The sequence below is a fragment of the Bradyrhizobium sp. genome, from assembly GCF_049581145.1.
GTDB lineage: Bacteria > Pseudomonadota > Alphaproteobacteria > Rhizobiales > Xanthobacteraceae > Bradyrhizobium.
Window position 1 is genome coordinate 1 of record NZ_JBAURI010000595.1, and the last position, 11644, is coordinate 11644.

General features: G+C 61.2%; 11 protein-coding genes. 2 read left to right on the forward strand and 9 right to left on the reverse strand.

The genetic code is table 11. The features are described 5' to 3' along the window. Positions 1-302: 302 nt before the first annotated feature. The 9 genes from WCB02_RS19640 to WCB02_RS19680 all read right to left on the reverse strand — a co-directional run bounded on the left by WCB02_RS19640 (position 303) and on the right by WCB02_RS19680 (position 10391). Positions 303-2801 carry a DEAD/DEAH box helicase gene (locus WCB02_RS19640; RefSeq protein WP_423960590.1) on the reverse strand — a complete coding sequence of 833 codons (2499 nt, stop codon included), beginning with the start codon at positions 2799-2801 and terminating at the stop codon, positions 303-305. A 164-nt stretch (positions 2802-2965) separates the two neighbouring features. Then, on the reverse strand, positions 2966-3439 hold the full coding sequence (locus WCB02_RS19645) for a DUF1801 domain-containing protein (protein WP_423960592.1): 474 nt from the start codon (positions 3437-3439) through the stop codon (positions 2966-2968). A gap of 135 nt (positions 3440-3574) precedes the next feature. Beyond that, on the reverse strand, positions 3575-3967 hold the full coding sequence (locus WCB02_RS19650) for a VOC family protein (protein WP_423960593.1): 393 nt from the start codon (positions 3965-3967) through the stop codon (positions 3575-3577). 78 nt (positions 3968-4045) lie between these two features. Then, the gene (locus WCB02_RS19655; RefSeq protein ID WP_423960595.1) at positions 4046-4456 is read right to left on the reverse strand and encodes an SRPBCC family protein; all 411 of its coding nucleotides are present in this window, start codon (positions 4454-4456) and stop codon (positions 4046-4048) included. Further along, positions 4453-4776, reverse strand: a complete 324-nt coding sequence (locus WCB02_RS19660) for an ArsR/SmtB family transcription factor (protein WP_423960608.1) — start codon at positions 4774-4776, stop codon at positions 4453-4455. The genes WCB02_RS19655 and WCB02_RS19660 overlap by 4 nt, the downstream gene beginning before the upstream one ends. 331 nt (positions 4777-5107) lie before the next feature. Beyond that, complete coding sequence (gene rutA, locus WCB02_RS19665; protein WP_423960598.1) at positions 5108-6190, reverse strand: pyrimidine utilization protein A; 1083 nt, start codon at positions 6188-6190, stop codon at positions 5108-5110. A 247-nt stretch (positions 6191-6437) separates the two neighbouring features. Continuing rightward, a complete protein-coding gene (locus tag WCB02_RS19670) occupies positions 6438-8567 on the reverse strand; it encodes a molybdopterin-containing oxidoreductase family protein (protein WP_423960600.1) in 2130 nt (709 codons plus the stop codon). A 183-nt stretch (positions 8568-8750) separates the two neighbouring features. Then, positions 8751-9479: a GntR family transcriptional regulator gene (locus WCB02_RS19675; protein ID WP_423960602.1), complete on the reverse strand. Its 729-nt coding sequence runs from the start codon at positions 9477-9479 to the stop codon at positions 8751-8753. Between the two features lie 48 nt (positions 9480-9527). Continuing rightward, a complete protein-coding gene (locus WCB02_RS19680; RefSeq protein WP_423960604.1) occupies positions 9528-10391 on the reverse strand; it encodes an isocitrate lyase/PEP mutase family protein in 864 nt (287 codons plus the stop codon). 240 nt (positions 10392-10631) lie between these two features. Between WCB02_RS19680 and WCB02_RS19685 the strand changes: the two genes are divergently transcribed. Further along, a complete protein-coding gene (locus tag WCB02_RS19685; protein ID WP_423960610.1) occupies positions 10632-11198 on the forward strand; it encodes an isochorismatase family protein in 567 nt (188 codons plus the stop codon). Further along, positions 11191-11544, forward strand: coding sequence for a hypothetical protein (locus WCB02_RS19690; protein WP_423960606.1), 354 nt, complete (start codon positions 11191-11193; stop codon positions 11542-11544). Before WCB02_RS19685 ends, WCB02_RS19690 begins: the two co-directional genes overlap by 8 nt. Positions 11545-11644: the final 100 nt, after the last annotated feature.

Sequence of the window (11644 nt, forward strand, 5' to 3'; positions counted from 1 at the left end):
TCGTAACTTCGACTTGAACGGCGGGGCCAGGTCAACCATGACGAAAGAGCAACGTTCGATCATTCCGCCAGTCTAGGCGATTTATTCATTGGTCAACACCGACAAACCGTCGAACACTTCGTCCTGATTCATGCGCACGGCCCGAAGTCTCCTGCTGCGACGCTTTGGCATAGCTGATCAGCAGCGACCTGCGCGGCGCCCCGCTTCGATTGCGTCGCGCCATGCAGCAGATCGACGTATCTTGGACGATGGGGTCAATGCGCGGAGCTTGGCATCGGGACCGAGCCTGCCGGCGATGCGCCCTAGCCGCCCCGCAAACTGTTTGCGAGCACCGACAACGCATCGGCGAGTTGTCTTGCGGTTTCCGGCGGCGGCAGCGGGATTTTGAGATTTCTCGCGCCGGTGGCGGGATCGCGCTCGATCCAGGGATGCGCCGGCGCGCCGGGATCGTTGGCGGCCGCGAGCGCGCCAACGAACTGCGCGCCGACCTGGATCAAGCCTTGCCACGGATCGGGATTTGCAGCGGGCGCCGCTGATCCATTCCCCTCAGGCCGTGTGATCGCTGGTTCGCTGGCGTCGGCATTGGCCTCCGTGTCATGATCTTCCTCCGCTGCGGCGTGATGAGCGGCAGCAGTCGTCCCGATTTCTTCGGCAGGTGTCACCGCCGCGCCCTCGCCCATCTGCCCGGTGACGCCTTCCACGTCCTTCATGAAGCGGTTGAGACGCGAGCCGCCCAGCGAAATCTCGCCACTGTCGCCGTCGAGAATTCCCGCCGACAGGGAGCGTTTGAACGCCAGCACCGAAAGCATTCCTTCCTCGATGGTGCCCTTGGCGACGAAGTTGATCACCCGTACCGGCCGCGCCTGCCCCATGCGATGGATGCGTGCGATGCGCTGTTCGAGGACCGCCGGGTTCCACGGCAGGTCCATGTTCACCAAAGTCGACGCATGCTGCAGATTGAGACCCGTGCTGCCGGCATCGGTCGACAGGAACACGCGACATGAGGGGTCGTCGCGAAACCGCTCGACCAGCGCGGGGCGCTTTTCCGACGGCACGCCGCCGTGAAAGCTGACGTAGCCGAGCCCACGTGCCTCGAGCCTGCGGATCACGATATCGTGGGTCCGTGTCCACTGTGAAAACACCACAGCCTTGGCGTCGGGGTCGGCGAACAGTTCATCGAACACGGCCGCCAGTTCGTCGGCCTTGACGCCATGATCGGATTCCTGGTCGAGCAGGTAAGTGCTGTTGCACGACATCCGCATGTTCTGCAGGGCACAGGTCAGCCGGCGCTGGTCCTTGTCGGACAGGAACCTGGTCTTGCGCCAGCGCTGCACGATCTTCGCCACCTGATCGGCGTTTTCCTGATGATGGAGCATCTGTGGCTCGGTCATCGGCACCAGCAGGTTCTGGTCGGATCGAACAGGCAGTTGCCGCAGCACCTCCGATTTGCGTCGGCGGATCATGATGGGCGCCAGCGTCTGGCCGATCTTTTCCAGGGACGTATAACCGGTGACGCGGCCGGCCTCGTCCTTGACCTGATGCTCGTGCAGCAGCTTCCAGGTCGGCCCCAGCCGATGCTGATCGACGAACTGGACGATGGAGATCAACTCTTCCAGCTTGTTTTCCAGCGGCGTCCCGGTCAGCACGATCGCATAGGAGCTGTCGATGCGCTTCAGCGCGCGCGCCGCGATCGTGTTCCAGTTCTTCACCCGTTGCGCTTCGTCGACGATCACCAGTTCAGGCCCCCAGCCGGCGATCAGGTCCAAATCGGGCTTGAGCTTTTCGTAGTTCGTGATCTTGCAGAAATCGTCCAGGGCAAAGTCCTGCTGGCGCTGGGCCCGGCTGCCGCTGATGACACGCGGCGCCTTGTCACCGTCGCGCCCGGCGAAACGCACGATCTCGCTCTGCCACTGGTATTTGAGCGAGGTCGGGCAGATCACCAGCACCTTCGAGACGCCGAAATCCCTGGCCAGTATCTCGGTCGCGGCAATGGCCTGGATGGTCTTGCCCAGTCCCATGTCGTCGGCGATCAGAGCCCGGCCGGCCTGCACCACGAACAGCGCGCCCTCGGCCTGATAGGGATAGAGCGGCACCTTCAGCAGCGACAACAGGTTGGGATCCGCGGCGCCGCGCGGGAATAGCTGCCTGAGCTTCGCGGTCCGGTGCTCCGCATCACGTCGTCCAGCGATGAAATCGAGGGCGTCGTCATAGGCGCGAAATTCGTGACCGCTTTTCGCGGCCATCGCCATGAAATGCTCGAGCTCGCCAAAACGCTGCTCCGGTAGCATCCCGTCATGTTCGGCATCGAACAGACCCGCCGCGGCCTTGATCAGCGCCGGCGGGCAATCCGTGCCGGCGCGAAAATGCACGCGGCTTTGGCCGTCATTGCGCAGATAGAGTTCCGAGAATGCAGGCTGATAACCGCGCGCGAACGCCGCTTTGGCGCCGCGCTTTTTCTCCAGCCGCGACAGCGTGAACTCGATGTGCTTGCAGGTTCCCAATTCGGCGGTGGCGTAATCGGGGCACGAGCAGAAATTGCCGCCCGGCCCTGGCCCACGAATCGCGACCCGATAACTGGATTTCGACACGGGATTGCTGACCCGAAATTCGGAGAAGAATGGTTCGGTGCCCAGATTCTCAAGTCCGAACGACTGTTCGCGGCCATACTGGCGACGCAAGCCGCGCTGCCAGTCCACCAGCGATAGTTCGGGAGGCGCATGCGTGCGCGCGAGCTTGGGTTCCCTGTTTGGCTTGGCAGAGGATTTGGCAAGGGAGTTGAAGTTTCGGCGCGTGGTTACCATCGAGATACATTCCGTTCAGCCAACGCGAGCAGGCGGGCCGACGAGTGTCTGCGAAATCGGCGGTCAGCGCATGACCGTTTCGCGAGTGTCCACCGGTTTTATTGGAGGCGAAACGCCGAGGCTTCCAAAAAAGGCGGCTTGCCCAGGGGCGCTGCAGACGAGCGTCAGCGGAAAAAAGGGCCGGCCTCACGCCTTTTTGGTTTGCGTGCTTTCGCCCGCGGAGCCGCAGGTACCTTCTTCTTCGATTTGCTCTGATTGTAAACGATCGCGGCACGGACCAGATTTTTCAGGGCGGGCTTATTGATCTCATCGCCCTCGCAAAAATCGATCGCCCGCCGCGCGTTGCCTTCCAAGCCTGCGTTGAACAGCTTGTCAGGATCCGGCAGGCGCGCGCCGTAGGCAAAGGTCAGCTTCACCCACTCTTTATGGGCGTTGGCAACCGCGATCATGCCGTCGCGAGACCACAACGGGGTTCCCATCCACTTCCATTCCTCGATGATCTCGGGATCGGCTTCAAGGATGACCTTGCGGATGTCGGCGAAGGTTTTGCCGCGCCAGTCCGTGAGTCCCGCGATCAGCTGATCAACCCGCTCCGATGGATCTGTTGGATCTTTGGCTTCAACCGCGAGGCGCTTCATATTTGCCGCTTTCCGCCGGTTGTCTCCGCGATGCAATAATCGTAAACATTAGCACACCGAGAGGCACTGAGTTACATCACCGTGCAGGGGGCGGCCCCGGGCGTTCACCTGGCTCTGGCGAGCGACCGGAGTCCACTACCAGCGCGCCAGCTGGGTGATTTGGATGAGGTTGCCGCAGGTGTCGTTCAGCTGGGCGATCGTCGAACCGGTTACTGCGGTCGGCGGCATGGCGAACTCGGCACCGCGCGCCTTGATGCGCTCGTAATCGCCGTCGACGTCGTCGGTGTAGAACATGACTGCGGGCTGGCGCTGCTGGAAGATGGCCTGCTGGTAGGCCTTGGCTGCCGGATTGTCGTTGAGCGCGAGCTGCAGCTCAGTTCCGTCCGCCTCGTCGGGCGAGGCCACCGTCAGCCAGCGAAACGGCCCATTGCTGAAATCGGCCTTCTTGGTGAGGCCCAGCACGTCGGTATAGAAGCGCAGAGCCTTCTCCTGGTCGTCCACATACACGCTGGTCAACTTGATCTTCATCGGTCCCTCCTCCGTTTGTCGCGTTTTCGATGCACGGCTTTGTAAACAGGTCCTCGCTTTGAAGTTTGCCTGGCCCCGTCAATCCGTCCGCGCCAAGACCTGCTCCAGATTGGCAAAAAACTTCTGCCATCCGTATTTGGCGCCCTGGTAGGCCCGCTGCTGATCCCGCCGGAAACCGGACTGCTCCATGCGCAGATGGGTCCCCGTGCTGGTCGGGCTGAGACTCCACGTGACGACACTCTCGAGACCATGGGCCTCCCACGTGTAGGACAGCGTTTTGTTCGGCTCGACTGCCAGGACCCGACATTCGACGGCACCCCAGTCCGCGCGGAGATTGAAACGGTGATCCATCACAGGCTTGAAGTCGTTCTTCATGAGCCACTCCTCGATCAGGTGTGGTTGCGTGAGCGCGCGCCAGATCTTTTCCGGCGGATAAGATATCTCCCGTTCGACGACGACGCAGCGCGTCTCTGTCGCCGGATCGGTCATTGGTCCATCCTCTTGAGCAGATCTTCGAGGTGGTCGAACCGGCTTTGCCAGAAGCCGGCCATCTGGCTCGTCCAGTCGATCAGCGGTGCCAGGGCGCCGAGCTGAGCGCTATAGTGCGTCTGGCGGCCTTCGTGGCGGTCGCGCACCAGGCCGGCCTGCTTCAGGACCCCGAGATGTTTTGACACGGCCGGTTGCGAGACCCCGGCCTGAGCCGTCAATGCCCCGACCGTCTGTTCTCCGTCGCGACACAGCCGCTCGAAGATGGCCCGTCGGGTCGGATCAGCGAGCGTTTTGAAAAGCGTGTCGTGCGGCTGTAGCATGCCCATCGATAACTCTTTGGTTATCGAAGATATATAACTTACGAATTATGCGAGTCAAGCGCAAAACCGCAGAGGCGAAATCCTCGTCAGCGGCCACTGGTGACAGGCGCAATGCAAGTCTGATTCAATATTCAGAGAGCCTACAAATAACCTGCCCGATCCCGCGCAGCGAAACGTCCGGATTATGCATGAATCGTCCCGCCTGAGCCTCCCAGCACATTCTCCCCACTCCCGCCCCGACAACATGCCGACGCGCGAGACCCGTCGCGCATCGGCATGTGTGTCAAGCGCCCCCGAGAGGTTTGCTACCGGTTGATCCTGCGCGATCCTATCAAGCCGCGGATTGAAGTCGTGTGGCGCGGCATTCCATCAGCGGCTGGATATGCTTGCCGAAGGTCTCGATGCCTTCGACGAAATCATCAAATGTCAGCATGATGCCCTTTGTCCCCGGCACCTTGGCCGCCTCGTCGAGCAGCTTTGCAACCGTTGCATAAGATCCGACGATCGTTCCCATGTTGAAGTTCACGGCCTGCTCGGGAAGATTGATGGTTTTGGCTGTGGAAGACGTCGCCGCCGACTCATCTTTCGAGCCCTGATCGGCCATCCAGGCGAGAGCGTCGACATCGACGCCGTCTTTGTACTTGATCCATTTCGCCATGGCGGCTTCGTCGGTTTTGTCGGCGATGACCATGAAGAGGACGTAAGCGCCGACGTCACGCCCCGTCTTGGCGACAGCGTCGATCAGCTGCTCATTGAGCTTGGTGTGTGCCGTCGGCGTATTCACGCCGCTTCCGAGCACGAAATTGTAGTCAGCATAGGTGGCGGCAAAGGCCATGCCGGTCGGGCTCTGGCCAGCGGCCACCAGCTCGATCTTGTGCTCGGGCACCGGTTTCATGTGGCAATCCGACATCTGGAAATGCTTGCCCTTGAAGTCGGAAGAGCCCTTCGCCCACAGCTCGTTCATCACCTGGACGTATTCGGTGGAATAGCCGTAGCGGTAGCCGAAATAATCGTCACCGGGCCACAGCCCCATCTGCTCGTATTCGCCCTTGGCCCAGCCCGATACGATATTGATGCCGAACCGGCCGCCGGAGATGGAATCGATCGTCGTGGCCATGCGCGCCACAATGGCCGGAGGCAGCGTCAACACCGCCGTCGAGGCGAAAAGCTTGATCTTGCTGGTGACCGCAGCCAGACCAGCCATCAGCGTAAAGCTCTCCAGATTATAGTCCCAGAATTCGCTCTTGCCGCCGAAGCCGCGCAACTTGATCATCGAGAGCGCGAAATCGAAGTGGTAGTGCTCGGCTCGTTGCACAATCTCCTTGTTGAGGTCGAAGCTTGGTCTGTATTGGGGCGATGCGGTCGAAATCAGCCAGCCATTGTTCCCAATCGGGATGAAGACGCCCATATCCATTTTTTTGCTCCCTGCTTCGGAAAAATTCCGTGACAAGCAGCAAGCAAACCCAATGCCAATTCCGATGCTGGACAAATAATAGACAGGAGATTCCATAGCCACCCCGTCAGAAGTCGAACAACCGAGCTACCAAGGCTTTGTTGGTCGAACTAATCACCATCTTGCGTTCCAGTTCAACAGCGCCTGCGATATCGCTGCCAGGCTGGCTGACGGGAGGGCCACGCGAGGGTCGGGGCGTGGAACGCCGTCAAGCCACCAGCAGTCGGCAGGGAAGCGCACGCGTATCCACCGAGCCGCTCATCGGATCCATCGGGCCGGCATAGGTCAAAGCCGCGTTGATGTTGATATCGAGCGCCGCAAATTCGGGGCTGGCTGCCTCCGGGCGCCACCAGCCGATCCCGGTTGTGACGACGCCAGGCGCCGTCCGATCCGTGATCTCGGCAACAAGCCGGCAAGGCGCGGGTCCGGCCTCGGTCTCGACGACAACCCACGCTCCATCGGCGAGTCCCAATTTCGCCGCTGTCTCGGGATGGATCCGGATGGTCGGATCCGGCGACACCTTTCGGGCCCAGTTCTGTTCGCGAAACCGCGAATGATGATAGGTTTTCTCGCGCTGTCCGGTCTGCAGCACGAGCGGAAACTCGGCGCTCGCCGATCCGGCTGCGCGTTCATAAAGCGGCCTGACGTAATCCGGCAAGGGATCGAGCCCGAGGTCTGCAAGCGTGCTCGAATAGAGTTCGATTTTGCCGCTCGGCGTCTTGAACGTCTGAGCCGAGAAATTTCCGAGTTCATACGGAAATTCGAAGAAGCCATCCCTGCGCAGGGCGGCCTGATCGATCTCGGCATCGCCGATCAGAAACCGGATCAGATCCGCCTGGCTCGTCCACGGTAGCAGCTCCGCCGTCAAGGCCCCCCGGTCACGCATCCGCGCCATGAGGCCCGCGGCAATCTCCATATCACAGCGAACTTCTCCGATCCGCGTGGAAGCAGGCGCTGTGTATGTCACGCATGCGCCGGTCTGGCTGACATCGACCTCCTCCTCCTCGAGGGTTGTCGTCTTGGGCAGCACGATATCGGCGACGGCCGCCGTCGGCGTCATCGTATGCGCGGCGACACAGAGAAAATCCAGTGACCTCAACGCCTCAAGCGTCCGGCGCGTGTCGGGATACATCACCGCGATATTGACGCCGCTGACATACATCCCCCGCACCGGATATGGCACCGAGGTCAGGATGGCATCCAGCACGGACTTGTTGTGACACGCAGTCTGCCAGCCCGCCGGCCCCGCCCATAAGGGGTATTGCGCAGCGCCAATCGTCTGCAGCTCGATCTTCTTTGGCAGGCGGAAGCGCGGGTCGTGGAGCAGATCCATACAGGTGGTGAACCCGGCGGGGCGCTTCGCACGCCGATTGCCGCCTGCGCGGTCGAGATTTCCGCTGATGGCAACGAGGCAATGAAAGGCCCGAAAGGTCTGCACGCCGTTGCTGGCGGCATCGATGCCATGGCCGCTGACGAAGACCGAGGGCCCCGCAGCATAAAGAGCCGCGGCTTTCACGATGTCGGCAGCCGGCACACCCGTCAACGCGGCGGCATGTTCCGCCGTGAATGGCGCAACGCGCTCGGCGAGCGCGTCGAAGCCCGTGCACCACCGCGTCACGAAGTCCGCGTCATGACGGCCTGCGGCAATCAGCTGCTGCATCATCGCCATGGCGATCGCGGCGTCGGTCCCCGGTTTGGGCTGCAGCCAAAGATCGGCGATATCAGCGGCGCTGGTGCGAAACGGGTCGATCACGATGACGGACGCGCCACGCGCCTTGGCCCGCTTGATGGCCATCCATTGCACGGGATCCGCGGCCATCGGATTTCGTCCGACCACCAGAATGCAGGCCGCAGCCTCAATATCCTCGCCATTCGTCATGGCAAGCCCGGTCAGTCTGTCACTGACCGCGCGACAGCCGCCGCACAGATCCTGGTTGATCATCCAGTTCGGCGAACCGATCGATCGCATCAGCAGGGCCATGATCGGACCGCGACTGAAGGCTGCTCCGCTCACCGCACCAACCAGCGCGAGCGCCCCATAGCGGCCGCGAATGGCCGCCATTCGGTCGGCCATCTCGTCGAGCGCATCGTCCCAGCTGATACGCTCCCACCGGCCGCTGCCGCGCTCACCTGCGCGCCGCATCGGATGAGTCAGCCGATCCGGATGATAGGTCCACTCGGGAAGCGCCCGCATGCCCTTGACGCAAAACGCGCCCTTCGAGACCGGGCTTTTTGTGTTCGGCACGATCCTGCTGACGCGGCCGTCGTCTTCGACCGAAATCAACGAACCGCATTTCGATGCACATTCCCAACACGTACTTGCAACATTGCGAACCATGTCGACCCCACAGCGGGAACTCAAAGCCGATCGCTCAATCACGCCATCTTGATCCGTCAATCTCACCCGACCCGGATCATCGCTTATCCTACCACGCAGAACTCATGCGTCACCTCGTTTCAAAGCCAGTTGCAGCTACCCCTGAAGCACACATGCGGCGCATCGAATACAAAATGCCGTGCCTCATGCATCACGCGACATCTTCATGCGGTAATGAAATTTCTCCGCGACGTGCCAGTTGTAGCTCGCGATCAGGGTCCCCTTCTTACCGATATAGCGCCGCAAGGCGCAAATCCCGATCGTACCGGGCTTGCACTGAAGATAGCGGGTTATCCCCGCCGTCATCGGAGCGCCCTGAAGATCCTGCTCCACACTGAGGATCTCCTCACCGGTGCGCTGGGCGAGATGTGCGTAGAACGGGCCGACGACGTGCTCGAGTTCGCGCACATAGGGGCCGGCGCGTGGAGCGACATAGGATTGCAGATAGCTGAACGGCTTGCCGCCCTTTTCGTTTCGCCTCAGACCGGCCAATTGCCACCAGCGCTCGCCGGATTCGACGCCGACACCGAACGCGATGTCCGCGGTTAAGGAAACCTGCTTGACTGACAGCAATTCATAGTGCGTATCGAGAGCGAATTGAAACAAATCGCCCCATGACGACAAGGTGTGAACGTATCGGGCCTGCGGCTTGGTTGCGACCACGACGCTGCCGGCACCCTGGCGCCGTTGCACCATGCCCTGGTGTACCAGACGTCGCAGCGACTCGCGCACCGTGAACCGGCTGGCCTTGAATTCCTCGCACAATTCCGACTCGGTCGGCAGGCGCATGCCGATGCGATATTTGCCCATTTCGAGGCGCCTGCAAAGCACGTTGAATATTTTTTCGTAACGCGGCGCTTGTGTCGTCGTCATGGCGCTAAATCCTGGACGCCGTCGGGTCGCTTGGCAGGAACCGGCATCCTAGTCCGTTTCCTTGTAACGGCGCTCGAATTCCCAAACATCCTCAAAACCGAGCAATTTGTTGAATTGGGAGAAATCAAACATGGGCACAGCCTTGGTGCTCGTGCCATGCCTTTGTAAATCCGCATAAGCATTCTGCAGCGCCTGGCCGGCGGCCAGAAAACCAACCGCCGGAAAGATCGCAAGGCGAAAGCCAAGTTTTGCCAATTCATCGACCGGAAGCATGGGCGTGCGGCCGCCATTGACCATGTTCGCGATCAGAGGCTTGTCGATGCGGCGGCCGACTTCCGCGAGCTCTTCCTCGCTTTCCGGGGATTCGACAAAGACAATGTCGGCGCCGGCCTCGCCGTAGGCAATCCCGCGCCGGATTGCCTCCTCGAGACCGTGGGCGGTCCGCGCATCGGTCCGCGCGATAATCAGGAAGTCGCCGCTGGAGCGGCTATCGGAGGCAACCTCGATCTTGCGCGCCATGTCAGCGAGCGGGACGACGCGCCGGTCCAGCGTATGACCGCATTTCTTGGGGAATTCCTGATCCTCGAGCTGAATCGCCGTAACGCCGGCTTTCTCGTAGCCGCGCACCGTGTGGCGCACGTTGAGCAGGCCGCCGTAGCCGGTGTCGGCGTCGGCGATCACCGGCGTCCTGGTCATATCCACGATCCGGCCGATACGATCGATCATCTCGGTGTAGGTCGCGAGCCCCGCGTCCGGCAATCCGAGCGCGGAGGCAACGGCGCCATAGCCGGTGGCGTACAGCGCCTTGAAACCCATGCGGTCCGCCAACAGCGCCGAGATCAGGTCGAAGACGCCAGGCGCGGTGATAAAGTGGCCGTCTCTGATTGCTTGCCGAAGCGCGGGATCTGCCATGCTGTTTATCTATCCAATTATCTGCATCTTTAATAGCCAAATTCGTCCGGACAACTGACCAGAATCGAGGCTTATCGAGTGGACTGGCAGCCATGTTTGAACCAAATTTGTCCGGACAGCAAATCTGTGTCAGCTTAGGTCCTGCTGAGCGATACGAGCGAGAGTGCCATGTCCGATCTCGACATCTATGCCCGTCAGGGTCTCGGCCAAAAGTCAGGCCTGGGTCGGCGGGTCGGCTTGGTGCTGGTCGATTTCGTCAACGGATTCAATGATCCGGATCATTTTGGCGGGGGCAATATTGCTGACGCGATTGCAGCCAGCGCCCGGCTGCTACCGGTTGCCCGCGCCAGAAAATGGCCGGTGGCCCACACCCGCGTCGTGTATGCCGACGACGGCTCGGACGCCGGCGCCTTTACGATGAAGGCTCCCTCCTTGCGGAAACTCACTGAAACCAGCCCACTCAGCCAGTTCGTCGACGCCGTCAGGCCGGTTGAAGGCGAATTCATCATCCGTAAGCGGCAGGCGTCAGCCTTCTTCGGAACGGAATTTGCGGGCTGGCTCACCTGGCACCACGTCGATACGCTGCTGGTTGCCGGTTGCACCACGTCGGGCTGCGTGCGGGCAAGCGTGGTCGATGCCGTGTCGCATAATCTCCGTACGGTCGTCCTGACCGATTGCGTTGGCGACCGCGCCATCGGTCCGCATGAAGCGAACTTATTCGACATGGGTCAGAAATACGCGGATCTGCTGACGAGTGAGGAGGCGGTTGCCGCGACGGTTCCAGCCGGAGAACAGGACCATGACTGACGTGCTGGGTTGGCGCTGCAAATTCGGCGTTTTCGGACCGTCGACCAACACGATCGTCCAGCCCGATTTTGACGACATGCGCCCACGCGGCGTCACCAATCACTATAGCCGTATCTTCACGCCAAACGCAAACGCCGTCAGTAACGAGAGTTTCCGCGCCAGCGCCGAAGTGATCGCATCGAACGTGCTGGAGGCCGTGCGCAGCGTGATGACCTGCGCGCCGGACTATCTTGTCATGGGCATGTCGGCGACAAGGGGTTTGCAGTCGTTCGCGACAAATGCCTGCAGTGCCGGACCTGGACCAATACCGCCGAGCAGAGCACGGACACGTTGCGCTCCGAACTGATGGCGCTCGACGGCGATGACATCGACGCCATCGTACAGGTCGGCACCAATCTGTCGATGGTTCGGCTCGCCGCGGCAGCCGAACTGTGGCTCGGCAAGCC